The following is a 26212-nucleotide window of genomic DNA, read 5'->3' on the forward strand; positions in this document are numbered from 1 at the left end:
ACACGGCCTCGTTCATCCGGGGGTCGGTGAGATCAGCGAAGCTCGTCGCGTCCCCGTACTCGATCGGTCGGCGATGTCCGCCAGAGTGCGGGGACGGGGCGCGGCCGGCTACCGCGAGCTGCTCTGCGGCTGGTGTCCGAGCCAGGACACCTGGCGCCTACCGCCTATCCGGCGAACTCCCGGACGGCGCCGGGCCCGTCGTACGGGTCGGACTCGGACTCGTCGTACGGGTTGTACGGTTCGGACTCGTCGAACGGGGCATACGGTTCGGACTCGTCGTACGGGTCGGGCTCGGCATACGGGCTCTGGTCGCCTCCGTATCCGCTGTCGTCCTCCGGGGCGCGGTCGACGAAGCGCAGCACTCCCCACAGGGCCCGCTCGTCGGGGGCGTCGCGACCGGCGGCGCAGGCGTGGAGACCGCGGCGCAGCGCCTCACCGTCCACACCGGAGCCGATCAGCACCAGTTCCGTCCCGCGGTGCCCGGACCGCGGCCTGCGCTCGGGTGCGAAGCGGAGGAAGCCGCCCACCGCGTGCACCTCGTAGCGGTGGTCGGGGTCCGCCGCACCGAAATCCACATACCCCTTGATCCGGTACAGACCGGCGGGCCTGGTGTCCAGGAATTCCAGGAAGCGGCGCGGATCCAGTGCCCGCTCCGAGGCGAACTCCACCGACTCGTAGAGGTCGTGCAGATGGCCCCGGTGACTGCCGCCGACCTCGCACGGGTGCCCCCCGGCGGGACACCCGTGTCCGGCATCGGAGTACCCGTCCTCGTCATCGGTGCCGTACAGCAGCGAGTCGAACGAGAGCTGTTCGACAGGCGGCCGCTCACGCCGCACCCGGTCGAACAGCAGCGCCGGATCGATGCGGCCGAAGGAGGCGGGCACGACGGGCGTGCCGGGGCTGAGTCGGCGCAACCGCGTGCGGAGAGCTTCGCGGTGGTCGTCGGTCACCCGGTCGGCCTTGTTGAGGACGAGCAGGTCCGCCGCACCGGCGTGGCGCTCCAGTTCGGGATGGCGGACCCGGACGGACTCGAACTCCGCCGCGTCGACGACCTCCACGAGACCGCCGTAGACGATGTGCGGGCTCGAACTGGCCAGCACCATCCGGATCAGCGTCTCCGGTTCGGCCACTCCGCTGGCCTCGATCACGATGACGTCCATCCCGGCCGCGGGCCGGGCGAGCACGTCGAGGACCTCGTCCATGTCGCTGGTGTCCACCGCGCAGCACAGGCAGCCGTTCCCGAGGGACACCATCGCGTCCACCTGGCCGGAGACCGCCATGGCGTCGATCTCGATGCTTCCGAAATCGTTCACGATCGCGCCGATGCGGGTGCCCCTGGCGGTGCGCAGCAGATGGTTCAGCAGCGTGGTCTTCCCGGAGCCGAGGAACCCCGCCAGCACCACGACCGGGATCCGGCCGCCCACCGCGCCCCGACACGATCCGGTCTCCGTAACGCGCACGCCTGACGAACCTCCTGTCTCGTGCCGCTCCGGCGGCTTCGCGGCTCACTTCCGGCGGCCGCGGAACGCGTGCCGATCGTACCGAAGAGGACTCGACGGTGCTCCCCGCAGGGCATCCCGGACCCTCCGTCCGGAGCGCGAGCGGATGCGATTCGGAACAGCATGTCCGGAAGGCGGCGGCGCGCAGGGTACGAGCAGGCGGAAGCGTGCCCGCGCAGGCCGCTGCACCCCAGGTTAGGCTCGCCTGCGTGAGCACGTGTGCGACCGCTTCCCGGGACCTGGCCGAGCCTCTCGCGGGCACGGCGGCGACAGCCCGCACCTGGCTGCTGATCGAGCAGCCGGGCCCATGGGGCAGGAAGGCGCTGACCCAGAGCCGCCTGGACCCGGACCTCGGGCAGGCGCTCGACGCGGCGGCGAGCGCGCACGGCGGCCGGGTCGCCCTGATCCGCCGCCCCGGACGGCACGCCGAGAGCACCACCACCGCGCAGCACCGGGTGTTCCTCGCCCGCACGGCCCCCGGCGACTCGTGGATCCGTACGACCACGCTTCGGGGCGACGGCTTGGCGGCGCTGCGCGAACTGGACTTCGCGGCGCTGGACACCGCTCCCCCGGAGACGCGGTCCGCTCCGCGGAACACCGCACTTCCCAGCCCCGGCTGGGAGCCGCACGAGGGCGACCCCCTCGCCCTGGTGTGCACCAACGGCAGGCGCGACCGCTGCTGCGCCGTGCTCGGGAGGCCGCTGGCGGCCGAACTGGTGGTGTCCGGCGGAGCGGACGTCTGGGAGATCACCCATATCGGCGGCCACCGGTTCGCACCGACCCTGCTGGTGCTGCCCTACGGCTACGCGTACGGGCGGCTCACCGCGACGGCGGTGAAGGGCGTGGTGGACGCCGTCCGGGACGGTCTCGTGCTGACGGACGGCTGCCGCGGCCGGTCGGCCTGGGACCGTCCGGGGCAGACGGCGGACCTGGCGGTACGTGAGCGCACCGGCGAAGCGGCCGCGGACGCGCTGACGGTGTCCGCGGTGCGCCAGAAGCCCGCGCGGCACGGCCGCGAGGAGCGGCGCTGGCAGGTGGCCGTCACACACGTCGACGGGCGCCGCTGGAACGTGGCCCTGAGCGAGCACACCGAGGGTCCTCCGCTGCCGCCGAGCTGCGGGGCCGCGCCGGCCGCCCCGGTGCGCATGGCCGTGGACCGATTCGAGGAACTGCCGGCCCCGCACACCGCCTGAGGCGTCAGCCGGCGCGGCAGGGACGGACGGGGCCCGGACGGTGGCCGTCGGGTACAGCTTCCGGTACGGGACGTCCGGTGCGGAGGGCTTCCGGTGGGGGCTTCCGGTGGGGGCTTCCGGTGGGGAGGGATTCCGTACGGAACACCCGGCCCGGTGCCCGGCCGGGAGCGTCCGGTCGGGGCCGTGTCGGATGCTCCGGTCGGGAGCGTTCGCTGCGGTGCGGCCGTCGGCACGGGTCGGTACCGTCCTGGACGTCCTCCGTACGGGGGACCCGCAGCCCGACCCCGCCCCCATGAGGTTGCCTCGTGACCCCCACCGGCACGTCCCCGCCCCGCAGCGTCTCCGCCTCGGACCCGCCCGGTCCCCGTCCGCCGGGACGTCCGCGCCCGCTGCGCACGCCCGGCTGGCCCCGGCGCGTCTCGTCCCAGGTGCTGCTCATGCAGCTGGCCGTGGTCACCGGAGTGACGGCCGTGGCGACCGGGCTGTTCCTGGCGCCGTTCAGCGAGCAGCTCGACGACCAGGCGTCGCGTCGCGCACTGGCCATCGCCCAGGCGACGGCGGCGGAGCCGGAGCTGGACGACCTGCTGACCGACGCCGCGGGCCCGCGGCCGGACGGCCCGGTCCAGCGCCTCGCCGAGCGGGTCCGACAGGCGACCGGTGCCAGCTACATCGTCGTACTCGACACCCGGGGTATCCGCTGGTCGCACCCGGAGCCGGGCCGCATCGGCCACCGTGTCTCCACCGATCCCGGCCCCGCTCTGGCGGGCCGGGAGGTGCACCACATCGACGAGGGCACGCTGGGCAGATCGGCCCGTGGCAAGGTGCCGCTGCGGAACGCGGAGGGAAAAGTCGTCGGAGCCGTCTCGGTCGGCATCGCCTACGACAGCGTGCGCGACCGCTTCACCCGCGCCCTGCCCGGTCTGCTCGCCTACGCGGGCGGCGCGCTCGGAGTGGGCGCGCTCGCCGCGCTGCTCGTCTTCCGCAGGCTGCAGAAGCGCACCCACGACGTGGCGTTCTCCGACATCACGGCGCTGCTGGCCGAGCGGGAAGCCGTTCTGCACGGCATCCGGGAGGGTGTGGTCGCGCTGGACGCGGCCGGACGGCTGCGGCTGGTCAACGACGAGGCGCAGCGGCTGCTCGACCTGGGCCGGCAGCACCTGGGGATGTCCCCGCACGAGGCCCTGGGCCCCGGCCGCACGGCCAGGGTGCTGGCAGGAGAGGTGCCGGGGCCGGATCTGCTGACCGTCAGCGGCGGCCGGGTGCTGGTCGCCAACCGGATGCCGACCGACGACGGCGGCGCCGTCGCCACCCTGCGCGACCGGACCGAGTTGGAACTCCTCGGCCGGGAACTGGACGGCTCGCAGGGACTGATCGACGCGCTGCGCGCTCAGGACCACGAGCACGCCAACCGGATGCACATCCTGCTCGGACTGCTGCAACTGGGCCTGGTCGAGGACGCAGTGGACTATCTGAGCGATGCCGTCGGTGTGCACCGGGCGACGGCCGAGGAGATCTCCGGACCCATCCGCGACCCGATGCTCGCCGCGCTGCTCGTCGGCAAGGCCACGGTGGCCGCGGAGCGCTCGCTCTCCCTGCGCATCGCGCCGGGCACCCTGCTGCCCGACCGGCTGGTGGACCCGCCGGAGCTGGCCACGGTCCTGGGCAACCTGGTCGACAACGCCCTGGACGCGGCCGCCAGCTCGCCCGGCGGCCGCGTGACGGTGGGGCTGACCCCTGACGAGGGGCCACGTGGGACGGGCCTCACGCTGCGGGTGGCGGACAGCGGCCCCGGCATCCCCGCGGAACACCGCGAGGCCGTCTTCACCGAGGGCTGGTCCACCAAAGAGCCGCCCGCGCACGGCCGCCGGGGGCTCGGGCTCGCACTCGTCCGGCGGCTCGCCGAGCGGCACGGCGGCAGCGCGCGGGTGGGCGAGAGCCCGGACGGCGGTGCCGAGTTCACCGTCGTCCTTCCGGAGGCCCTGCATCATCGGGCGACCGCGGTCGACCGCGGACCGCGCCGGGCCGAGCCGCCCGCAGGATGAGGCAGCCGCGCCCGGCGCGACGCCCTCAACGGAGGCAGGAGGGGATCACACCGCGCCCGCCCCCGTGAGGGAGCGCACCTCGGACTCGGCATACCGTGCCGGGTCCGCGTCACCGCGGGAGAGCAGGGTGCCCAGCCAGCCCGCGAGGAAGCCCAACGGGATGGAGACCAGGCCGGGGTTCTCCAACGGGAAACAGGCGAAGTCCCGGTCGGGGAAGAGAGCCTGCGGGCTGCCCGAGACGACCGGTGAGAACACCACCAGGACAACCGCGGGCAGCAGCCCGCCGTAGACCGACCAGACGGCGCCGCGCGTGGTGAACCGCCGCCAGAAGAGGGCGTACAGCAGGACGGGCAGATTGGCCGAGGCCGCGACGGCAAAGGCGAGCCCCACCAGGAACGCCACGTTCAGCTCCTGCGCGAGCAGGCTCAGCCCGATGGCGACGGCCCCGACGACCACGGCCGCGACGCGGGCGACGAAGACCTCGTCCGCACGCTTGCCGACGCCACGCTGCCGCCCGGAGTGCGTTCTCCCGGTGGGGTCACCCCGCTGGGCGGGAACACGCCGGGTGAACGACGCGTACAGGTCGTGTGCCGCGGCGGCCGAGGCTGCCAGGGTGATCCCCGCGACGACGGCCAGAATCGTGGCGAACGCGACGGCGGCGACCAGAGCCGTCAGCGCGGCTCCCCCGGTGGAGTCCGCCCCGCCGCCGAGCTCTGCCGAGAGCAGCGGGACGGCCGTGTTGCCCGCGGGGCTCGACCGGCGCACGGCATCCGAGCCCACCAGCGCTGCCGCGCCGGTGCCGAGGACGATCGTCATCAGGTAGAAGCTCCCGATGAGCCCGATCGCCCACACCACCGACCGGCGGGCCGCACGCGCGGTCGGCACGGTGTAGAAGCGGGCCAGGATGTGCGGAAGTCCGGCCGTGCCCAGCACGAGCGCCAGGCCGAGGCTGACGAAGTCGAGCCGCGAGGCCCACCCGGCTCCGCCGTAGCGCAGCCCGGGGGCGAGGAAGTCCGCTCCGTGGCCGCTGCGTCCGGCCGCGCTGGTCAGCAACTGGGCCAGGTCACCACCGAAGCGCAGCAGCACCAGGATGCTGAGCGCGAGCGCACCGCCCATCAGCAGCACCGCCTTGACGATCTGGATCCAGGTCGTCGCCCGCATCCCGCCGCAGATGACGTAGAAGACCATGAGCGCGCCCACGCCCAGCACCGTCCAGGTGTGCGCGGCCGCTCCGTGGCCGCCCAGCAGGAGCGTCACCAGGCTGCCGGCGCCCACCATCTGCGCCACCAGGTACAGCACCGAGACCACCACCGAGGAGCACCCCAGCGCGATCCGCACGGGCCGTTCGCGCATCCGTACGGCCACCACGTCGGCGAGGGTGAAGCGGCCGCAGTTGCGCACCAGTTCGGCGACGAGCAGCAGCACGAGCAGCCAGGCCACCAGGAAACCGACGGAGTACAGCATCCCGTCGTAGCCGTAGAGCGCGATCAGTCCGGCTATCCCGAGGAAGGAGGCGGCGGACATGTAGTCACCTGCGAGGGCGAAACCATTCTCCAGGGGAGTGAAGAGCCGGCCTCCGGCGTAGAACTCCTCCGCCGAGCCGCGCCGCCTGCTCCCGGCCCAGCTCGTGATGGCCAGGGTGGCGGCCACCACGGCGCTGAACAGCAGCAGTGTCAGGGTCTGATGATGGCCGCTCACCTCGCGGCCTCCCCGATCGTCCCGGTCGCGGCGCCGCCGGACCCGGCCGCCGCGACCGCGCTGCGAGCCATGTCCTGGGTCTCCCAGCGCAGTTCGAGTGCGAGCCGGTCCCTGCGCAGCCGGGCGTGGCGGGTGTAGAGCCAGGTCAGCAGGAACGTGGTGGCGAACTGCGCCAGGCCGGCGACCATTCCCACGTTCAGCACACCGGCCACGGATCTCGCCATCAGACCGGGTGCGCACACCGCGAGCACCACATAGCCGAGATACCAGAGCAGGAAGGCCGCGCTGACGGGTAGGGCGAAGCGCCGGTAGCGGCGGCGTACCTGCTGGAAGGCGGCGCTGCGCTGGACGGTGGGATAGACGCCGTACACGGCAGACGGCACCGGCTCCCGCTGCGGAGGCGGTGGGCCGGTCCACTGGGGCGGGGTGCCGACAGGAGTGCTGTGGACCTCGGCGCCGCCCGTGGCCAGGACGTCATACCAAGGATCGTCGATGCGCATGCCCCAGAATGCGCGCATCCTGAAGATCACCTTCAGCGCAATCCCACCCCTTCACTCCTTCAGGTGAAACCTGGTGCTGGAGTGCAGGGGTGGGACCGCAGAGTGTGCTGCCGGTGCCGACCGGAGTGCTGCCGGTCAGACGTCGATGCGGGAGCGGTCCAGCGTGGCGGCGGAGGAGCTGATGAACTCCCGGCGCGGAGCCACCTCGCTGCCCATCAGCAGGGAGAACGCCTCCTCGGCGGCTTCCAGGTCGCTGATGTTGATCCGCCGCAGCGTGCGGTGGCGGGGGTCCATGGTGGTCTCCGCGAGCTGGTCGGCATCCATCTCGCCCAGGCCCTTGTAGCGCTGGATGGACTCCTTGTAGCGGACCTTCTTGCTCTCCAGCTCCAGCAGCGTCTGGCGCAGCTCGTTGTCCGAATAGGTGTACAGGTACTTGTCCTGCCCCTTCTTCGGGTTGATCAACTCGATGCGATGCAGCGGCGGCACCGCGGAGAAGACCCTGCCCTCCTCGACCATCGGCCGCATGTAGCGCTGGAAGAGGGTCAGCAGCAGGCAGCGGATATGAGCGCCGTCCACATCCGCGTCGGCCAGGAAGATGACCTTGCCGTACCGGGCCTGGTCGATGTCGAAGGTCCGTCCGGACCCGGCTCCTATCACCTGGATGATCGAGGAGCACTCGGCGTTCTTGAGCATGTCGGAGACCGACGACTTCTGCACGTTGAGGATCTTGCCGCGGATGGGCAGCAGCGCCTGGAACTCCGAGTTGCGCGCCACCTTGGCCGTTCCCAGCGCCGAGTCGCCCTCGACGATGAACAACTCGGTGCGGTCGATGTCGTCCGCGCGGCAGTCGGCCAGCTTGGCCGGCAGCGCGGAGGACTCCAGCGCGGTCTTCCTGCGCTGCGCCTCCTTGTGCTGCCGAGCGGCGACCCGGGTGCGGGCCGCCGCGGCGATCTTCTCCAGCACCGCCCGGGCCTGTGCCTTGGCGTCCCGCTTGGAGGAGGTCAGGAACGCCTTCAACTCCTTGGCCACGACCTGTGTGACGATCCGCGAGGCGGCCGAGGTCCCCAGCACCTCCTTGGTCTGCCCCTCGAACTGGGGCTCCGCCAACCGGACCGTCACCACGGCGGTCAGCCCCTCCAACGCGTCGTCCTTGACGACGTCGTCGTCGGCGACCTTCAGCAACCGGTGCGTACGCAGCGCCTCGTTGACCGTCTTGGTGACCGAACGCTCGAACCCGGAGACGTGGGTGCCGCCCTTGGGGGTGGCGATGATGTTGACGAACGACCTGAGCGTCGTGTCGTACCCCGTCCCCCAGCGCAGCGCGATGTCGACGCCCAGTTCGCGCTGCACCTCGGTGGGGATCATGTGCCCGCGGTCGTCCAGCACCGGCACGGTCTCCTTGAAGGTGCCCTTCCCCTGCAACCGCAGCCCGTCGCAGACCGCCCGGTCCGGTGCCAGGTACTCGCAGAACTCGCTGATGCCGCCGTCGTAGCGGAATGTCTCCTCCGCGACGCCTTCGTCCTCCAGGCGGCGCTCGTCCCGCACCACGATCGTCAGTCCGGGCACCAGGAAGGCCGTCTGGCGGGCCCGCGCGTGCAGCGTCTCCAGCGACAGCTTGGCGTCCTTGAGGAAGATCTGCCGGTCCCCCCAGTAGCGCACCCGGGTTCCCGTGCGGTTCTTGGGGACCTTCTTGCCCTTGAGCAGCCCGCTCGAGGGGTCGAACGGCGCGTCGGGCCCGGACTCGGTGAAGATGCCGGGCACACCGCGGCGGAAGCTGATGCTGTGGGTCCTGCCGTGGAGGTCGACCTCGACGTCCAGCCGGGAGGAGAGTGCATTGACGACCGAGGCGCCGACGCCGTGCAGCCCACCGGAGGCCGCGTAGGCACCGCCGCCGAACTTTCCGCCGGCATGCAGCTTGGTCATCACCACCTCGACGCCCGAGAGCCCGGTCTTGGGCTCCACGTCCACCGGGATGCCGCGGCCGTTGTCGCTGACCTCGACCGAGCCGTCGTCGTGCAGGGTGACCCCGATGCGGTCGCAGTAGCCGCCCAGGGCTTCGTCGACCGAGTTGTCGATGATCTCCCAGAGGCAGTGCATCAGGCCACGACTGTCGGTCGAGCCGATGTACATGCCGGGCCGCTTGCGGACGGCCTCGAGCCCCTCCAGAACGAGCAGATGCCGCGCTGTGTAATTGGAACCGCCCTCGCGGTCTGCCCCGGTCAGCAGTGCGGTGGACGGCACGGACATGTCGGCGGTCACGCGGTTCGCTCCTCGCTGAATTCTGCATGAGACGGCTGGGTTGCCGCGTCAGAGGGTACCGAGGCCCAAGAGGGCACGTGGCGTGCGACCCAGCGGACGGAACAGGAGAACTGCCATGCTATCCCACGTTCGATATCCTGTTCGATAAGAGCTCGGGTGCCGTACACATCACGTTCCCATCGAGGCATGAACCATTTAGGCTCCGGGCACGTCCTCCACAACGCCGGGTTGAACGGCTCGGAGTCGGAGGACGACACAACGCCACGAAACTGACCTGTCAGCGCCACTGGCAGGGCCGGCCACCACCTACCGTCACAGACCGAACGACAGACCGAACACATCGACGGACCACCGACGGAAAGCCCCCAACCCCTGCAATACGGCCCATTCGCCGCCACCCGGCAACAATCCGGCCTCCCGGCCAGAAAAGTTCGGGAATGAAGGCCAGTGCGGGAACGTTTTCGGCCTGGTTGGATGTTGACCCTGGTACGACAGCTCGTCGAGCTAGAGAAGAGGCGACGTGACTACAGTTCTGACCCCCGCGACTCCGCTGACGGCAGCCGACCGCTGTGACCGGTGCAACGCTCAGGCGTACCTGCGCGTTGTCCTTGTGAGCGGCGGAGAGCTGCTGTTCTGCGCCCACCATGGCCGCAAGTTCGAGCCGGAGCTCAAGAAGATCGCCGCGGAGATACAGGACGAGACGGAGAAGCTCACCGCGACTCCCGCCAGCGCAGGCGAAGAGGAACGCTGAGCTGCTGAACCGACGCTCCGCGTCCACGTCCGAAACGACGCTCCGCGTCGACGTCCGAAACGACGCTCCGCGTCCACGTCCGACGAGCTTCCCCGGCGCAGGCCGGATCCGGCGGACGGTCCCCCCGGCCCGGGAGGACCGTCCGCCCTCGTCATTTCCGGCCCTCCGGAACCGAGCGGGACATCCGCCCACCGCCGCGTGTCGCCTTTCGACGTCGGATGACCCTGTCCGGCCGCCTCCGGTCAATGCCGAGCCGCCTCCGGTCAGCGACATACCGTGGCGCTCTCGTCCGGACGGGTGACGGCCGATGCCCGGCCGGGCGCACCACGCGCTCGCAGACTTCGCGCACAGTCACCCCGCCCGGCAACGGATCCCGCCCTACGGGCGCACAACCCCGCAGAGCGACTCTCGCGAACCCCCTCAGTTCCCAGCTGGAGCAGGGGCGCCGCTCTGGTCCCCGATGAAGGATTCGACCGCGGAGATCCGCGTATAGACGCCCGGACGCCCCGCCTGACCGCAGCCGATCCCCCACGAGACGAGTCCCACGAGCTTTCCCCGGGCGACCAGCGGGCCCCCGCTGTCCCCCTGGCAGGCGTCCTTGCCGCCCCGCTTCAGCCCGGCACACATCATGGTCGACGGGTCGTAGGTTCCGTCCACGGAACCGGGATAGGCCCGACGGCAGTCCGCGTCCGGGAGCACGTTCACCCGTGCGGCGTGCAGCGTGGTCGCGTAATCCGCGCGGCCGGTGGTGTCGCCCCAGCCGTAGACCGAGGCCGGTGTGCCGGCCCGGTAGCCGGAATCACCTTCCTGGGCCAACGGGAGGACGGACTCCCGCGGCACGGAGGACGCCAGGCGCAACACCGCGATGTCGCCCCGGTTCGACGTCGGGTCGTAGTCCGGGTTGACCTTCGAGGACTCGACCGCGATCTCCTTGCCCGCCGTACTCGTCAGATCCCCGCGCCCCGTGATCACGCGCAGGTCGTCGACCTGGGAGGAGTCGGCCCCCAGCACCTCGCGGCTGAGGCAGTGCGCCGCCGTGACCGCCGTGCGCGGCCCGACCAGGGCTCCCCCGCAGAATTGGCCGGAGCGCCGCGGTCCGAACCGGGCCCGGCTGGAGAGCGCCACCACCCAGGGGTGGGCCTCGGCACTCACCGGGGAGCCCCCGATGACGACCTTGCCGGGGCTCGCGTCGTGGGCGGGGGACTGCGCGACGGATTGCGGGGCCACCGGAGCGAGCAGCGCCGCTATGAGCGCCGCCCCCACGACGAGGGGGCGACTCCCGGGACGACCCGGAACGCGGCGGGCTCCTGTTCGCTTACAGCGCATGGATCGCATGAGACCGGCCTCCTGACGATACGGAACTGTCTGACTACCCAGGGTGTTCCGAGTCCACGCGAGTCGCATCCCGGGAGGCTCGGGACGAGCACTGGACATTCACACAGACGAGCGGACGCGGCGGCGGACTGGACGGATACCGGGCCGGCGCTGCGGGCTCTTCGCTGCCGGTTCCGCGCTGCCCGGCGGGCGCTGCCGGTTCTCCGAGACCGGTGCGGCGGATACCGCCGGGCTGCCGGGGCGCCGGAGTCCCGCGTATCGGAACCGGCAGCACCGAGGCCGGTGAACCCTCGATTCGGGTTCACCGGCCTCGTGTTCCGCCTGTCCACTCCTGCCGCGCCACCGGGTCTCCGCGCCTCGGTGCTTCCGGCAACGGGTGGTTCCCGCGACGCGAACCGCCCGTGGGCGCCCCGGTCGACAGCCGCCGTCGGTCCCGATGACTGCCGTCGGTCCAGCAGCCCGTCAGTCCAGGTAGTCGCGCAGGACCTGGGACCTGGAGGGGTGACGCAGCTTGGACATGGTCTTCGACTCGATCTGCCGGATACGCTCACGCGTGACGCCGTAGACCTTGCCGATCTCGTCGAGCGTCTTGGGCTGGCCGTCGGTCAGACCGAAACGCATCGAGACGACGCCCGCCTCGCGCTCGCTGAGCGTGTCGAGCACGGAGTGCAACTGCTCCTGCAGAAGCGTGAAGCTGACCGCATCCGCCGGGACGACCGCCTCGGAGTCCTCGATCAGATCGCCGAACTCGCTGTCCCCGTCCTCGCCCAGCGGGGTGTGCAGGGAGATCGGCTCCCGGCCGTACTTCTGGACCTCGACGACCTTCTCCGGCGTCATGTCCAGTTCCTTGGCCAGCTCCTCCGGGGTGGGCTCGCGGCCCAGGTCCTGGAGCATCTGGCGCTGCACACGGGCGAGCTTGTTGATGACCTCGACCATGTGCACCGGGATCCGGATGGTGCGGGCCTGATCGGCCATGGCGCGGGTGATGGCCTGACGGATCCACCACGTCGCGTACGTCGAGAACTTGTAGCCCTTCGTGTAGTCGAACTTCTCGACCGCACGGATCAGACCCAGATTGCCCTCCTGGATCAGATCCAGGAACAGCATTCCGCGGCCCGTGTAGCGCTTGGCCAGCGAGACCACCAGGCGGAGGTTGGCCTCCAGCAGGTGGTTCTTGGCGCGGCGCCCGTCCTCGGCGATGATCTCCAGCTCCCGCTGGAGCTTGGGGGCCAGCTTCTCCTCGACGGCCAGCTTGTCCTCCGCGAAGAGACCGGCCTCGATCCGCTTGGCGAGTTCGACCTCCTGCTCCGCGTTGAGGAGCGGCACCTTGCCGATCTGCTTGAGGTAGTCCTTGACCGGGTCGGCCGTGGCACCCGCGGCGGCGACCTGCTGGGCCGGCGCGTCGTCCTCGTCATCGTCGGAGATGACGAAGCCCTCGTTCTCGTTCTTGATCTCGGCGGCAGGACCGTCCTCGGGGCCCGGCTTGCCCGCGGGCTTGGGAGCGATGTCCTCCACCAGCTCCTCGTCGCCCTCCAGGAGCTCATCGACGACGTCGGACTTCTTGGCCGCCGTCTTCTTGGGCGCGGCCGCCTTCTTGGCCGCGGTCTTCTTCGCCGCGGTCTTCTTGGCGGCAGTCTTCTTCGCGGGCTTCGGCGCGACGTCCTCCCCGGCGGCCCCCTGCTCCGGCGCGGCAGCCGCGACAGGAGCCGGGGCAGCAGCCGGGGCGACGGGAGCCGCGCTCGCCGGAGCGGCCTTCCTGGCCGGAGCGGGCTTGGCAGCGACCGTCTTGGTGGCGGTGCGCTTGGGCTGGGTCTTCGCTGCGACGCTCTTACGGGTGCGCTTGGGCGCCTCGGCTGCACTCACCATCAGCGTCACACCCTCCTCGTCGAGGATCTGGTTGAGGCTGCGCAGGACGTTCTTCCACTGGGTTGGCGGAATCTGGTCAGCCTCGAAGGCCCGGCGCACGTCGTCGCCGGCGATCTGCCCCTCAGCCTTCCCTCGCTCGATGAGCGCCATCACGGACTCGGATTCGGCGATCTCCGCGGGGAGAGTACGGGATGTGCTGGCCGACACGAACAACCTCTCGGAACGATGGAAACGGCGGACCGTCGGCGGGGATGAACCGACGGTGCGGGCGGAGCAGTGGAGAAACATCGGGCACGAACAAGAGCCCCGGACGGAGCGCCCGTATTCCCTCCTCCGCTGTCACCTCTTGAGTCATCGCAGGGGAACGGGAAGCGTTACGCCCAATTCACGTGGCCCGAGTCACACCGCATACACCCCATACGTGTGAATATCGGGATGAACAGGTTACCCGACGCGCCGCCGAATCCCGCGCGGGACCGTGCGGCTGCGGCCCGGGACCCGGAGACGGGCTGCGGACGGACCGTGGAAAGACAGCAAACGGGCAACGGGCGGGCAGGAAGCGAACCCTCAACGGGCCCGCGAACACCGGGACCGTCACGAATCCGACACCCGATCCACTCCAGATCTCCGGACGTGGGTGCGGGCGCCCGGCCCGGCACCAACCGTGCCGCCGCTCGGCACCGCGCCCCGGACGCGATCCCGGACGGCACATTCCAGGTGTTCCGCCGGAGCGCCTCCCGGAGGCGTGTACCGCAACACCCGAAGCCCGGGGGGCCAACAGCCTCGCTCCTCCGCTCTGCGACCGGCCCTCGGGGCGACCGTCCCTCGGGCGGGGCACGCTTCCGGCCGATCCGCGATCCGCACCCCGGCTCGGAGCCGTCCACCCGAGCCGGAACGGACCGGCCCGGGCCGGAGGGACCCCGACCGGCCGAGTCGGACCGCGTCGGCCGGGAAACGGGGCGGACGCCCTGCGGCCTGCGGTGTGCGCAGGCCCCTTCCGCTCGCGGAGCAGCGGACTCCCGGGCGCATTCGCCCCGCCGAACCTCGGCACGCGGTCGTACGGATCGGCGACCGGCCGAGCCGGAGCGCGGACGCCCGACGGAACGCACTCGACGGGTCCACCATCGCGGCCCCGGCCCCAGGCTCCGGATCGGCACTCGGACGGACCCGCACGGAGGCCCACCGCACCGACACCGCGCGCAGTTGGCCCGGACCGGCGTCCCACACGGCAGGAGGTGCCGGGCACGGACCGGGGCCGGTGCACGGCGGAGGAGCGCCGTATGGCCGGAGCCTCAGGAGGAGTGAGCCCGAGCGGACGAAAGACACCCACGGTACCGCTCCAGGAGACCGCGTCGGGGTCACTCGGCCGGATGCCCGGATCCAGGAACGAGCTGCCCGCCGAGGCGCGTGCGGCCAGATCGCACTCGTCGGGGCGGCGGACGGGGATCTGCAGCCTCGACCGTGCGTCGCAGCAGCTGCCGACCGCTCCGGACCGGATCGCGTCGACGGGTCGAGGCGCGAGCCACACGGGCGGATGCGGGGCAGCGCGGGGTGGTGCGGAGCACCGGGCGGGCGCTGAGCGGCTCGACACCGGATGGTCGGCCCCGAGCGCGCCCGCACCGTCAGTGCTCGCGAGGGGCGGGCACCACATGGTCCGCCCCGCCGGGGGCACCGGCACCGGTGCCACCCGGCTGACCCGGCTGCCCCGCCCCGGCAGGCACCCCGTGGGTTCCCTGCTGTGCGGCCTGCGCCGGCGGCGCGGACTGGCCGGAAGCGGCCTGAGCGGGCGCACCCTGCGCCGGCTGCGCGGCGGCCACCGACTCGGCGTCCCCGCCCAGCACCTGACGCATGGCGGATTCGGCGACGGCCGACTCACCCGAGACGAGCGCGTCGACGACCCGACGGTGGTGGGTGACGGTCCCCTCGGTGGGGTGGTCGCAGCAGGCCGTCGGGCCACCCGACACCTGCAACGCGGAGGAGACGATGCCGGAGAGGTGCTCCAGCATCCGGTTGCCCGCCGCCTGCAGGATGAGCCCGTGGAACTCCGCGTCGGCGCGGGAGAAGGTGAGGGTGTCGCCCTGCGTGTGCGCGTGGCCCATGATCTCCACCATGTCGCCGAGGCGCTGATGGACGTCGTCGTGGCTCTCCCCGGCTGCGAGCCGGGCCGCGAGGGGCTCGATGGCCCAGCGCAGCTCGCACAGCTCGCGCCGCTGGCCGTCCCGCTGGGGGCCGAAGGCCCGCCACTCGATGATGTCGGGGTCGAGCAGGTTCCAGTCGCTGACGGGCCGGACCCGGGTGCCGACGTTGGGGCGCGCGCTCACCAGGCCCTTGGCCTCGAGAACGCGCAGGGATTCGCGCACGACCGTACGCGAGACCTCGAACCGCTGGCCGATCTCCTCGGGGACGAGGGGACGGTCCGCCCCCAGATCCCCCGAGACGATCATCTGGCCGAGCTGCTGGACGAGTTGGCCGTGCAGGCCCCTGCCTCGGCTACCGGACGCACGTCGGCCCACTCGGTTCATGTCTGCCTCGGAACCCTCCCACGCCGAGGCGTTGGTTGTCGTGCGTGCCGTTCCCGTCGACTCGGCGTATGCGTAGCGGTCCAGCTCGCCCGGTCCTGCGAGGCCGGTGTCGACGGGGCGAGCCGCGGTCATCATGGAGTGCGCAAGGGTAGTCACGACCACTTGTGTCGGCCGAGGTCAGCGCGGTCTTGAGGGCTTTGGTGAAAAGCACACGAAAGGGTGATCGTTGACTGCCATGCAATTGACGCCTTATCGGAAAGAACGGACCACATCACCGGTGGTCAGAGCCATCCACGGGCCCTCGGTGCCGGATTGGCCCTCTTGACGAACGAACACCTGCCGGATCGGCAGAGTTTCCAGCGGCGAGCTCCCCAACCCAGCCTCCCCGCACGGCCGTCGCGTCCCGGACTACCGCTGCCTCGGCCGACCGCGCAGGGAGGTGAGGGCGTACAGGCAGAACAGCACCGTGACGGACAACGCGAGGGCTCGACCGACCGGTTGCGCCGCGACCCCCATGGCCACGGCGCCCGACTGCTCCGCCGCCGAGGACCAGGGAAGGAGCATCGTCGAACGCAGCCGGTCCGAAAGCCCCTCGAACGACGCACCCCCCGGACCGGCTGCCGCACTCCCGACCAGCGGCGCCACCACGATCGGCACGGCCGCAACAGCAGCCACCCCCAGCACAGTCGACCGGAAGACTCCGGCAGCCAGCAGCCCTGCCCAGGCGCAACCGACACAGAGAGCCAGCAGGGCCAGCGCCTGGACCAGCAGCGAGGGGGCTCCCTCCCCGGCCCCGGAACCGCCCGGAACGGAGAGACTGGCGAGGTCCGCACTGTCGAACGTGTGAGCGGGAAAGGCTGCGGCCAGTCTGTCCGGGCCGTGGAGCAGGCTCAGTGCCACCGCGTTGCAGAGCACGGTCGCCAGACACAGGGCAACCGCCGTACCGGCCGTCACTCCGAGCTTGGCCACCAGCAGGCCGAGCCTGCGCGGCACCGGGACATGCGCCGGAACCAGCGCCGGGTAGCGGAACTCCTGGCCGAACGCCAGCGCTCCCAGCACTCCTGCGACGACAGCGGCCGGCGGCACCAGGAACGGCGACCCCGGCGGCCACCCCGTCAGCAACTTCAGCCCGGACGCGGTACCCGTCGCCGGGACAACCGGAACTTCCTCCGTCCCCACCGTCACCACGGAGATGCCCAATCCCGAGACCAGCGCCACCAGAATCAGCACCCACGGCGTCCGTACACCGAACAGCCGCATGAGTTCGTACCGGAGCGGCGCCACCGGCCCCGGTCTGCGCACGACCGCTGACAGCGGGAGCGCCGTCTCGCCGCCGCCGACCGTTCGCGCCGCGCTGGACGAGCCGGAGGGGCTGGTCGGGCCGGAGAAGCCGCTTCCGGGAGTGCCTCGCCCGGTCCCCGCCGCTGACGTCTTCCCGGGCAGCGGGTCCGTGGCGGAACGCGAACCCCGGTCCGCACCTTCCGACACCGAGAGCGGACTCGTGGCCCTGTTCGCCCCCCGGTCCTTGAGCTCTGCGGCAGCGGACCGCTCCCCGGGCTCCGCGGAATCGCTCCCTTGCACGAGCGCGCGCGACTCCGTCCGGACCGGCCCGTCCGTTGCCGACGTCTGCCCCGCCTCCGGAGCAGGGGTCGAGGAGGGCGCCGAGGCGGAGTCCGGGGAGAAATCCGGCACCTGACCCGTGGCGAACGGCGCGAGGCCTCCGCGGCAAAGGCCGGAGCCCCGGTGCACCTCCCGGCTCCGATCACCGCCGAGACCCGCGACGGCCTCCGCGTCTTCGTGCCCCGCCGGAACCAGGGCTCCTTCCTGGACCGCGGTGTCCTCGGCCGACGGCGCCTGATCCCCCGCGCTCCGCCCCGGGGCGCCCGGGCCCGCTTCCGTGGCCCCCTCTCCCGCCTCCGCCGCCCGCACGCCACCGGACTGCGGAGCGGACTCGACGCCCGCGCGGGGACCGGCCTGCGACTCGCCTTCCACGGCCGCAGCATCCCTCCCTGGTGCGGAGCCGCCCGGCTTGTAGCTGCCGGGCGCGGGAACCGAGGCGTGCCCGGCAGAACCGGCAGCTTCCTCTTCTTCGCGTTCTTCGTGCGCAACAGTTTCTTCTGGCGCCGACCGACCCCCGTGATCAGCACGGGAGGCCCCCTCGCCTGCCCCACCGGCTTCCTTCTCCGCGCCCGTTGCGACTGCCACAGAACCTTCCGGCTCCGCCCGAGAAGCTCGTCCGTCCGCTCTGTTCAGCGGCCCTGGTGCGGAGCGGTCTCCGATGTCCCCGGACTCTTCCACGAGCAGATGCACAAGGATGCCGTGCCGGTAGGCGGACTCCCCCACCGCCGCGCAGTCGCTCCCGTAGACCGAGACCCGGCTGCCGCTCTCGCACACCACCTCCATCGTTCCGCGTCCGTCACCAAACCGCTCCCCACTGCGTGCCTCTTGGGACAGCACCGCGGCGAACCGCTCCGCGTGCGGCGTCCTGACCGCCACCCGGGGGCGGAGCCGGGTCCGTGAGAAGTCGGCCGCTGTCTGGTCAGCCAGGAGTCGGCCCCGGTCGAGGGACACCACCCGGTCCGCCGTCCGCGCGGTCTGCCTGGGGTCGCGCGAGGTGGTCAGTACCAGTCCGCCCTGCCGCACATATCCGCGCAGCAGCCCGTTCAGCCAGGTGGCTTCCCGTGGCGAAAGCCCCCGCGTCGGTTCGTCGAGGACGAGTGTGTGCGGGTCACCCAGGAGCGCCGCGGCCATCCCGAGCCTGCGGTCCATACCCAGCGAGAAGTCGCCGAGCCGCTGATCGGCCAACCCGCTGAGCCCGACCAGATCCAGCACCTCGTCAGCCCTGTCGAGCGGCACTCCCGCCACCGCGGTGAGCATCCGGAGCTGCCCACGAGCGGTGCGGGCCGGGTGGGTGGGAACGTCACCGAGGAAGGCGCCGATCTCCCGGGCCGGGTGCGGAATCCGCTGCACCGGCCGTCCGCGGAAGAGGGCCACGCCCCGTCCCGGAACCAGTTGCAGCAACAGCCGCAGCGCCTCGCTCTTGCCCGAACCGGCCGGGCCCAGCAGCACAGTGACCTCACCCGGGCGGGCCTCGAAGGTGAGGTCGTCGACATGCGGCGGACCCTTGCGCCGGACCGTGCTGGTGAGTCCGATGGCCTGAATCATCGCTTCTCCCGCAGAACGCATGGCAGACGCACCTCTGCACGATAACGCGATATTTCCGACTTTCCGGGTAGCCGCTCGGCCCGACCGGAAGCAAGGCCGGGGCACGACGTTCGGCCTCAGACCTCCGGCCGCAGCATCGGCGGGTTGAGCAGCGTCGCCCCTCCGGCACGGAACAGTTGGGCCGGTCGCCCCCCTTGCCGGGTCGTCGTGCCCCCGGTCGGCACCAGGAAGCCCGGGGTGCCCGTCACCTTGCGATGGAAGTTCCGGGGGTCGAGCGCCACACCCCAGACAGCTTCGTAGACCCGTCGCAGCTCCCCCACCGTGAACTCGGCCGGGCAGAAGGCGGTGGCGAGCGAGGAGTACTCGATCTTGGATCGAGCTCTTTCCACTCCGTCCCGCAGGATCTCACCGTGGTCGAAGGCGAGCGGTACCTGCTGTTCCTCCACTTCCCGGTCGGCCCCGTCCGCCGCACCGAGGAGCGCGTCCGTCGCCGCCCATCGGGCACTGCGCGCGTCTCCGCCCGCGATGGGCGAGGGAAGGTCCGGCGCGAGGACGAGGTACGCGACACTGACCACCCGCATCCTGGGATCCCGCTGCGGTGCGCCGTAGGTGGCGAGCTGTTCGAGGTGTGCGCCCGCGTCCTGGTCCTCGAGCGCCTGCGAGCGCAGTCCTGTCTCCTCGGTGAGCTCTCGCCCCGCAGCGGACTCCAAGTCCTCGTCGTCCCGCACGAACCCACCGGGAAGTGCCCACCTGCCCTGGTAGGGAGGCTCCCCGCGGCGCACGACAAGTGCGTACAGCGCGTCCTTGCGGACGGTGAGCACCACAAGGTCGACGGTGACAGCAAAGGGCGGGAAGGCCGACGGGTCGTAGGGCATGGCGTGATCATAGTCGTCTCCCTGACGATAAACAGTCCGTTCCGAGGCAGCGGAACCCGCATCTCCTCCGCCTCTCGCAGGGGCGGACGGCCCCGCCGCTCAGCAGGCGGCACCATCCGCCTCTCCGGCGGGCGGGCCGTCCTCGTCCTCCTCGTGTCCCGCCTCTCCCCCGTTCCTGAGGCAGCGCCGCACCAGCTCGGGGTCGAGCCCCTCGTTGCAGGCGTGGTGAAGCAGCTGGGCGAAGAGGTAGTCAGGGTCGGTCCGCAGAGCCAGCCCCAGAGCGACGCGGGCCGTCGGAATGTCTCCGGCCTCCCAGGCGACCCAGCCGGCCAGCGCGATGAGCGGCACCCCGTGCCCGGTGTAGGGCCCCGCGCAGCGCCGGGCAAGCGCCCGCCAGAGCCGCAGCGCGTGAGCGGATTCTGCACCCTCCGTCGACGCGGCAACCTGGTCCCGGGTCTCCCGGTCCTGGATGGCGAGGATCACCGAGGCGCACTCCTCGTGGCCGAGCAGCCCGTCGTCCTGCGCGTCCTGCGCACAGATCTGCGTCGAGGCATCGGGCAACCGCCGCCGGAAGCGCTCCAGCAACCGTCCGAGGAGCGCCAGGGTCTCGGCGCGCACCTGCTGGCGTCCCTCCTCGGCGAGCATCCGCACGGTGAGTTCGGCATCGGCGCCGTCCAGGACTCGGATCTGCTCCTCGGCGAACGGCGGTCCCAGCGGTGCCAGTCGCTTCTCCATGTCCCGGAGTGAGCCGTGCATCGGCATTCCGGCGTACGCGGCTGCGGCAGCCATGGCCGAGGTACCGGAGTGCTCCATGAGGACGCCGTCGGGCGGGCAGCAGCCCGAGTCGGGGCAGCAGTAGGAGAAGTACCTCCCTGCCGAGAGGCACAGTGCCTCGTAGACGGGCATCTCGAGATCACCGCAGGCGCGCCGCAGATGCTGCACGAGAGGGCGCAGCCGCTCCATGACCTCCCTGCCGGTGCGCTCCGCACCCGGTTCCTGGCACAGGAAGAGCAAGGCTCCGTCGGGACGGTCGCCCCGGGCCCGCGAGCTGGAGTCGAGGCATTCGGCGAGCTGGGCGGCGAAAGCAGCCCAACCGCTGTCGGCATCGGGGATGCCGACCCTGAGGCGCCCACCGAACCGCCCCCGCTCCCCATGGAGGGCGACGACGACGAGGGAGTCGTCCGGGTAGAAGCCGAGCAGGTAGGGAAGCGCTTCGGCGAGTTCGGAAGGACTCCGCAGGGAAACGCTCGGTTGTCCGGAGGGAGCGGTCCGCTGCGAGGGAGCGGTCGGTTCGCTGCCGCGGGATTCGCGGTCGTGCTGTGTCATGCCCCGACAGTGCCCTCGCCCCGGAACTTCCGGCCGCCGGTTGTCCACAGCCAAGACGATCCGCATGGTTGTCATATCGGTCGCGGCTTATCCACAGCCAGGTTCCACACATGTCCGAGGCATCGGGTTGCATGGACGCATGAGTGATACGAAGCTGCGGCAGGCCGCCGACGCGGTGCTCGCCGATCTTGTCGGCGACCGCGAAGGGACGGCCCGGCTGCGCACGGACCAGTGGCGGGCCATCGAGGCACTGGTCGCCGAGCGGAGGAGAGCGCTGGTCGTGCAGCGCACCGGCTGGGGGAAGTCGGCGGTCTACTTCGTGGCGACCGCGCTGCTGCGCAAGCGCGGTGCAGGTCCGACGGTGATCGTCTCGCCGCTGCTGGCACTGATGCGCAACCAGGTGGAGGCAGCCTCCCGGGCCGGGATCCAGGCCCGTACGATCAATTCGGCGAACCCGGAGGAGTGGCGGACCATCGAGTCCGAGATCGCCGACGGGCGGGTCGACGTGCTGCTGGTCAGCCCGGAGCGTCTCAACAATCCGGATTTCCGCGATCATGTGCTGCCCAGCCTCACCGCGTCCACCGGTCTGCTCGTCGTGGACGAGGCGCACTGCATCTCCGACTGGGGCCACGATTTCCGTCCGGACTACCGACGGCTGCGGACCATACTCGCCGAGCTGCCTTCGGGTGTCCCGGTTCTCGCGACGACCGCCACGGCCAATGCACGGGTCACGGCCGACGTCGCCGAGCAGCTCGGTACCGGCAGGGCGGCGGACGACGGCACCGACGCCGGGGCGTCCCCCGCCCTGGTGCTGCGCGGATCCCTGGACAGGGAGAGCCTGAGCCTCGGTGTCCTGCGGCTGCCCGACGCCCCGCACCGCCTGGCCTGGCTGGGAGAGCATCTGAAATCCCTGCCGGGGTCGGGCATCATCTACACCCTCACCGTGGCGGCCGCCGAGGAGGTGACGGCCTTCCTCCGCCAGTGCGGACACGAGGTGGCCTCCTACACGGGCCGCCAGGAGAACGCCGACCGCGAGGCGGCCGAGGGCGATCTCCTCGCCAACCGGGTCAAAGCCCTGGTGGCGACGTCGGCTCTGGGCATGGGCTTCGACAAGCCGGATCTCGGTTTCGTGGTCCACCTGGGCTCGCCCTCCTCTCCCATCGCCTACTACCAGCAGGTCGGCCGTGCGGGCCGCGGCGTCGAGCACGCGGAGGTGCTGCTGCTTCCCGGCAAGGAGGACGAAGCGATCTGGCGCTACTTCGCCTCGCTGGCCTTCCCTCCGGAGGAGCAGGTGCGGCGGACCCTGGAGGTTCTGGCGGCCTCCGAGACCCCGATGTCGCTGCCTGCCCTGGAACCCCGGGTGGAGCTGCGCCGCTCCCGCCTGGAGGTGATGCTGAAGGTGCTCGATGTGGACGGCGCGGTGCAGCGGGTCAAGGGGGGATGGGTCGCCACCGGCCGGCCCTGGCACTACGAGGCCGACCGGTACGAGTGGGTCGAGCGACAGCGACAGGCCGAGCAGCGGGCGATGCGCCACTACACCGAGACGTCCGACTGCCGGATGGAATATCTGCGGCGAGAGCTGGACGATGAGTCGGCGGCACCATGCGGACGGTGCGACAACTGCGCCGGCAGCAGATTCAGCCCGGAGGTCGACGAGTCGCTCGTGGTGGCCGCTCGCGGGGAGCTGAACAGGCCCGGGGTGCGGATCGAGCCGCGGAAGATGTGGCCCACCGGAATGCAGGCTGCCGGCCTGGATCTCAAGGGGCGGATCCCCCAGCAGCAGCAGGCGTCAGCCGGCAGGGCCCTCGGACGTCTCTCCGACATCGGCTGGGGAAACCGGCTGCGGCCCCTGCTGGCCGAACAGGGCGGCGATGGGCCGGTACCTGAGGATGTGCTGCGCGGCGCGGTGACAGTTCTCTCGGACTGGGCCAAGGGCCCTGATGGCTGGTCCTCGGGAGGTGGCGGGGAGGCACCGGAGCGGCCGGCCGGCGTCGTGGCGGTCGATTCCCGGACCCGCCCGCAGTTGGTGCGGTCCTTCGCGGAACGGATCGCGGACATCGGCCGGATTCCGCTGCTCGGTGCGATCACCTGCGAGGACGAGTTCGGGATGCTGAACGGCGCGCGCAGCAACGGCGCCCAGCGGCTGCGCGCTGTCCACGAGGCGCTGACGCTGCCCCCGGAGCTGGCGGAATCCCTCGCAGCCCTGGAGGGGCCGGTCCTGCTGGTGGACGACTACACCGCCACGGGGTGGACGATCGCGGTGGCCGCGCGGATGCTCCGGCAGGCCGGTGCCAAGGAGGTGCTGCCGCTGGTCCTCGCCACCCAGAACTGACCCCACGGAACGACCGGACGAAAGGGGCCGACCGGGCCGACGGCCGCCGCACGCACCGTCGGTCCGAGGCGGCGCGGGAGCGCGGTTCAGGGACGGCGCCGGTGCCGGCCGCTGCAGGCGCCGACCGGCCCCGGCGCGACCGGGCAGGCTGCGGACTCGCCTCGGCCGCTCCTCGGACCGGACACCGCCGTGGCGAGGGCAGAGATCACAGCAGTGCGCGTACGCGCTCGGGATCGCCGCAGACGATGAGTTGTTCGGTTGCCTTCTCCAGAGCTGCGGGCAGCGCCGCGGTCGCCTCGGAGTCGGTGCCGCCGTTGACCGCAAGCAGCACGATGGCGCGCTGGGCGGTACGGGCGACGGAAGAGGCGTGGGCGCAGAAGACGTCCTCAGCGTCGGTCAGTTGGCGCCAGTAGGAGTCCTCACCGAAGGAGAGCTCGTGCTCCGCCCACGGATGCTGGCCGCCGGTGGTCAGCAGCAGGATCTCGCCGGGGGCCCGGCCTTCGTCGAGAAGCTTGTCGACCGTCTCGTCGGCGACCTCCACCGCCGTCGCATCGGTAGCCGCGACCAGGTGGATGCGGGCCGTGGCGGGCGGGGCGGGGGACCTGGCCGGGGTGGACGGCTTGCCGCCCTGCTGGGGGCCGCCGGGGCGGCCCGGTGTGTTGGGGCCCTTGCTGTCGGTGCGCGGCGGCGCGGGGCGCGGTGCCTGGCGGGGGCCGGGAACCGGCGCTGCGGTGCGGGATGCCTGCGGAGTTCGGGATGCTCCCGCTGAAGCGCGGGTGCCCGGGACGCTCTCGTAAATCTGTGGCTCCTCGGGAGTGAGAGGCATGAGGTGTTGTCTATCAAATGACGGAAACAGGCGTATCAGCGGGTACCGGTTGCGCGGATATTCCCGCGACGGAGGTCCAGTACGTCGTGACGGCGCCGTCCGGCTGTGCCGGTTCAGAAGAGGCCGATCTGTTCTGTGGGCTCGCTCCGGTTGCGCTTGAGGTGTTTCCAGCGGGTCAGGGCATCCATATACGCCCACGACAGCCGGTGGTAGGGGGTGGGGCCGCTGCTTTCCAAAGCGGCCCGATGGACGGGTGAGGGATACCCGGCGTTGTCCTCGAATGCGAACTCGGCGTGCTCCGCGGCGAGTCCGGCCATCAGCGCGTCACGGCGCACCTTGGCGATGACAGAAGCGGCCGCGACGGCGACGCATGACTGGTCGCCCTTGATCACGGTCCGCACCCGCCAAGGTGCTCCGAGGTAATCGTGCTTGCCGTCGAGGATCACGGCATCGGGGCGTTCGGGCAGGCCGTCCAGGGCTCGGACGGCGGCGAGCCGAAGGGCAGCCGTCATGCCGTGCGCGTCGATCTCCTCCGGGGTGGAGTGACCGAGGGAATAGGCACTGACCCAACTGACGAGTTCTTCGGCGAGCTCACTGCGGCGGGGCTCGGGGATGAGTTTGGAATCGGTGAGACCGGCGGGAGGACGACGCAGACCCGTGATCGCGGCGCAGACCGTGACGGGTCCCGCCCAGGCTCCACGGCCGACCTCGTCCACTCCGGCGACGATCTTGGCGCCGGTGGTGGCGCGGAGCGAACGCTCGACGCGATGGGTTGGAGACTCGTACGGCATGGCAATAACCAGCGTATCCGCTGCGGGGGCCGTGAGTTCAGGGGAGTCCGACAAAGTCGGCCCCGAACTCGGAAAGAGTCCGGAAACCGGCGCCGGTGATCGCGGAAGGCGGTGGAGCAGTGACGGAGCGTCCACGAAACCAGAAGTGACGCACCGCGGCCTCCGGTCCGGGCGGCGTGTGGCCCGCCGTGGCGAGCAGCCGGGATCAGCGCACCGCCTCCAGCAGCCAGGAGGGAAACTGCTCCGTTCGCTCGTGCCACTCCCGCGGAGGAGCCGCCCCAGGACCGGCGGCTGCCACGATCCCGCCGACGATCGCGCATGTGGTGTCCACATCACCACCGGCGCTCGCGGTCGCCCAGAGCGCCGCCCGGAAGTCCCCCAGGTTCCGGGCAGCGGCCCAGAGCGCGAAGGGAACCGTGTCCTGCGTACTGGTGCGCCGGCCGCAGCCGAGAACCGCCGCGACCGTGCCCACATCGGCGTAGTCGAGCAGATCCACGGCGCGGCGCAGCCCCGCCTGCACGGCGCTGCGCGGGACGAGTTCCTGGACCCGGGCCAGCAGGCGCTCGGCACTCAGCGGCGTCGGGGCGGGTTCAGCGCTGCCCGCATCCGCCGTCCGCGCCGTGCCGGCCTCGGTACCGCGGTCGGCCCCTCCCGGCACGGCGGGAGTACCGTGCTCCGCACCGGCGACGAGGGCGGCCGCCGCAGCCACCGCTCGGGTGCCCGCGACAGCCTCGGGGTGCCGGTGGGTGACCTCGGCGGAGCGTACGGCCTCGTCCGCTGCCCGTTCCGGGTCGTCCGCGAACCATGCGCCCAGCGGGGCGACCCGCATGGCGCCGCCGTTCCCCCAGGAACCCTGGCCGTCGAAGAGGGAGGCCGCCAACTCCCGCCAGTCCCCGCCCTCCTGGCGGATCAGGCGCAGCATCCGGTTCACCGCGGGGCCGTAGCCGCGGTCGAAGTCGTGGCGCCGGGCGAAGGAGGCGGCCAGCGCGTCCTGGTCGGTGCGACCGTGCGCCGCGAGTACGGCGACCACGGAGGCTGCCATCTCCGTGTCGTCGGTCCACTGCCAGTTTCCCGGAGGCAGTTCCCGACGGCGCAGGTAGGTGAGGTTGGCGGGGACGAAGAACTGGGAGCCCAATGCGTCGCCCACGGCCAGGCCGCGCAGGGCGGCAAGGGCGCGGGAGAGCCGCTCGGCGCGGGTGGGGTCGGATGGGAGAGCACTCATGTCCCGACGA

17 protein-coding genes are annotated in these 26212 nt (G+C 71.5%); 4 read left to right on the plus strand and 13 right to left on the minus strand.

Annotated elements, in window-relative coordinates; genetic code table 11:
• Positions 1 to 164 precede the first annotated feature (164 nt).
• Entirely contained in the window at positions 165 to 1460 is a 1296-nt protein-coding gene (locus ACFYNS_RS22725; protein WP_360290207.1) for a GTP-binding protein, read from the minus strand.
• 248 nt (positions 1461 to 1708) lie between these two features.
• Here ACFYNS_RS22725 and ACFYNS_RS22730 point away from each other — a divergent pair, with 248 nt between their 5' ends.
• Positions 1709 to 2692, plus strand: a complete 984-nt coding sequence (locus tag ACFYNS_RS22730; protein ID WP_360290209.1) for a sucrase ferredoxin — start codon at positions 1709 to 1711, stop codon at positions 2690 to 2692.
• A 305-nt stretch (positions 2693 to 2997) separates the two neighbouring features.
• Complete coding sequence (locus ACFYNS_RS22735) at positions 2998 to 4734, plus strand: ATP-binding protein (RefSeq protein ID WP_388604780.1); 1737 nt, start codon at positions 2998 to 3000, stop codon at positions 4732 to 4734.
• A gap of 45 nt (positions 4735 to 4779) precedes the next feature.
• Here the strand turns inward: ACFYNS_RS22735 and ACFYNS_RS22740 are convergent, their stop codons facing one another.
• From ACFYNS_RS22740 to ACFYNS_RS22750, 3 genes are all read right to left on the minus strand, one after another.
• On the minus strand, positions 4780 to 6432 hold the full coding sequence (locus tag ACFYNS_RS22740) for a cation acetate symporter (protein WP_388604782.1): 1653 nt from the start codon (positions 6430 to 6432) through the stop codon (positions 4780 to 4782).
• Complete coding sequence (locus tag ACFYNS_RS22745) at positions 6429 to 6950, minus strand: DUF485 domain-containing protein (protein ID WP_360290213.1); 522 nt, start codon at positions 6948 to 6950, stop codon at positions 6429 to 6431. The genes ACFYNS_RS22740 and ACFYNS_RS22745 overlap by 4 nt, the downstream gene beginning before the upstream one ends.
• Positions 6951 to 7067: 117 nt before the next feature.
• Positions 7068 to 9191, minus strand: coding sequence for a DNA topoisomerase IV subunit B (locus tag ACFYNS_RS22750; protein ID WP_360290215.1), 2124 nt, complete (start codon positions 9189 to 9191; stop codon positions 7068 to 7070).
• Positions 9192 to 9711: 520 nt separating this feature from the next.
• Between ACFYNS_RS22750 and ACFYNS_RS22755 the strand changes: the two genes are divergently transcribed.
• Positions 9712 to 9942: a hypothetical protein gene (locus ACFYNS_RS22755; RefSeq protein ID WP_360290217.1), complete on the plus strand. Its 231-nt coding sequence runs from the start codon at positions 9712 to 9714 to the stop codon at positions 9940 to 9942.
• Between the two features lie 420 nt (positions 9943 to 10362).
• Here the strand turns inward: ACFYNS_RS22755 and ACFYNS_RS22760 are convergent, their stop codons facing one another.
• The 6 genes from ACFYNS_RS22760 to ACFYNS_RS22785 all read right to left on the minus strand — a co-directional run bounded on the left by ACFYNS_RS22760 (position 10363) and on the right by ACFYNS_RS22785 (position 21031).
• Positions 10363 to 11205 carry a serine protease gene (locus ACFYNS_RS22760; protein WP_360290219.1) on the minus strand — a complete coding sequence of 281 codons (843 nt, stop codon included), beginning with the start codon at positions 11203 to 11205 and terminating at the stop codon, positions 10363 to 10365.
• Between the two features lie 534 nt (positions 11206 to 11739).
• Complete coding sequence (locus tag ACFYNS_RS22765; protein ID WP_360290221.1) at positions 11740 to 13350, minus strand: RNA polymerase sigma factor; 1611 nt, start codon at positions 13348 to 13350, stop codon at positions 11740 to 11742.
• A 1415-nt stretch (positions 13351 to 14765) separates the two neighbouring features.
• Positions 14766 to 15800, minus strand: coding sequence for a FadR/GntR family transcriptional regulator (locus tag ACFYNS_RS22770; protein ID WP_360290261.1), 1035 nt, complete (start codon positions 15798 to 15800; stop codon positions 14766 to 14768).
• Between the two features lie 273 nt (positions 15801 to 16073).
• Positions 16074 to 18830, minus strand: coding sequence for an ATP-binding cassette domain-containing protein (locus ACFYNS_RS22775; protein ID WP_388604785.1), 2757 nt, complete (start codon positions 18828 to 18830; stop codon positions 16074 to 16076).
• A gap of 116 nt (positions 18831 to 18946) precedes the next feature.
• Positions 18947 to 19705 (minus strand): NUDIX hydrolase, encoded by a 759-nt coding sequence (locus ACFYNS_RS22780; RefSeq protein WP_360290225.1) that lies wholly within the window; start codon positions 19703 to 19705, stop codon positions 18947 to 18949.
• A 99-nt stretch (positions 19706 to 19804) separates the two neighbouring features.
• The gene (locus tag ACFYNS_RS22785; protein ID WP_360290227.1) at positions 19805 to 21031 is read right to left on the minus strand and encodes a DUF4192 domain-containing protein; all 1227 of its coding nucleotides are present in this window, start codon (positions 21029 to 21031) and stop codon (positions 19805 to 19807) included.
• 139 nt (positions 21032 to 21170) lie between these two features.
• On the opposite strand from ACFYNS_RS22785, the gene ACFYNS_RS22790 reads away from it, so the two are divergent.
• On the plus strand, positions 21171 to 23363 hold the full coding sequence (locus ACFYNS_RS22790; protein ID WP_388604787.1) for a DEAD/DEAH box helicase: 2193 nt from the start codon (positions 21171 to 21173) through the stop codon (positions 23361 to 23363).
• 205 nt (positions 23364 to 23568) lie between these two features.
• Here the strand turns inward: ACFYNS_RS22790 and ACFYNS_RS22795 are convergent, their stop codons facing one another.
• The 3 genes from ACFYNS_RS22795 to ACFYNS_RS22805 form a co-directional block, all read right to left on the minus strand.
• Positions 23569 to 24189: a hypothetical protein gene (locus ACFYNS_RS22795; protein ID WP_360290231.1), complete on the minus strand. Its 621-nt coding sequence runs from the start codon at positions 24187 to 24189 to the stop codon at positions 23569 to 23571.
• 113 nt (positions 24190 to 24302) lie between these two features.
• Positions 24303 to 24980: a ribonuclease HII gene (locus tag ACFYNS_RS22800; RefSeq protein WP_360290233.1), complete on the minus strand. Its 678-nt coding sequence runs from the start codon at positions 24978 to 24980 to the stop codon at positions 24303 to 24305.
• A 205-nt stretch (positions 24981 to 25185) separates the two neighbouring features.
• Positions 25186 to 26202, minus strand: a complete 1017-nt coding sequence (locus ACFYNS_RS22805) for an ADP-ribosylglycohydrolase family protein (RefSeq protein WP_360290235.1) — start codon at positions 26200 to 26202, stop codon at positions 25186 to 25188.
• Positions 26203 to 26212: the final 10 nt, after the last annotated feature.

The sequence above is a fragment of the Streptomyces sp. NPDC006925 genome (assembly GCF_042869575.1).
Lineage (GTDB): Bacteria > Actinomycetota > Actinomycetes > Streptomycetales > Streptomycetaceae > Streptomyces.

Excerpts from the sequence above, each read along its gene's own strand:
- ACFYNS_RS22745 (WP_360290213.1), bottom strand. The coding sequence starts at position 6,950 with ATGCGCGCATTCTGGGGCATGCGCATCGACGATCCTTGGTATGACGTC.
- ACFYNS_RS22770 (WP_360290261.1), bottom strand. The coding sequence starts at position 15,800 with ATGATGACCGCGGCTCGCCCCGTCGACACCGGCCTCGCAGGACCGGGC.
- ACFYNS_RS22775 (WP_388604785.1), bottom strand. The coding sequence starts at position 18,830 with ATGATTCAGGCCATCGGACTCACCAGCACGGTCCGGCGCAAGGGTCCG.
- ACFYNS_RS22780 (WP_360290225.1), bottom strand. The coding sequence starts at position 19,705 with ATGCCCTACGACCCGTCGGCCTTCCCGCCCTTTGCTGTCACCGTCGAC.
- ACFYNS_RS22785 (WP_360290227.1), bottom strand. The coding sequence starts at position 21,031 with ATGACACAGCACGACCGCGAATCCCGCGGCAGCGAACCGACCGCTCCC.
- ACFYNS_RS22790 (WP_388604787.1), top strand. The coding sequence starts at position 21,171 with ATGAGTGATACGAAGCTGCGGCAGGCCGCCGACGCGGTGCTCGCCGAT.
- ACFYNS_RS22795 (WP_360290231.1), bottom strand. The coding sequence starts at position 24,189 with ATGCCTCTCACTCCCGAGGAGCCACAGATTTACGAGAGCGTCCCGGGC.
- ACFYNS_RS22800 (WP_360290233.1), bottom strand. The coding sequence starts at position 24,980 with ATGCCGTACGAGTCTCCAACCCATCGCGTCGAGCGTTCGCTCCGCGCC.
- ACFYNS_RS22805 (WP_360290235.1), bottom strand. The coding sequence starts at position 26,202 with ATGAGTGCTCTCCCATCCGACCCCACCCGCGCCGAGCGGCTCTCCCGC.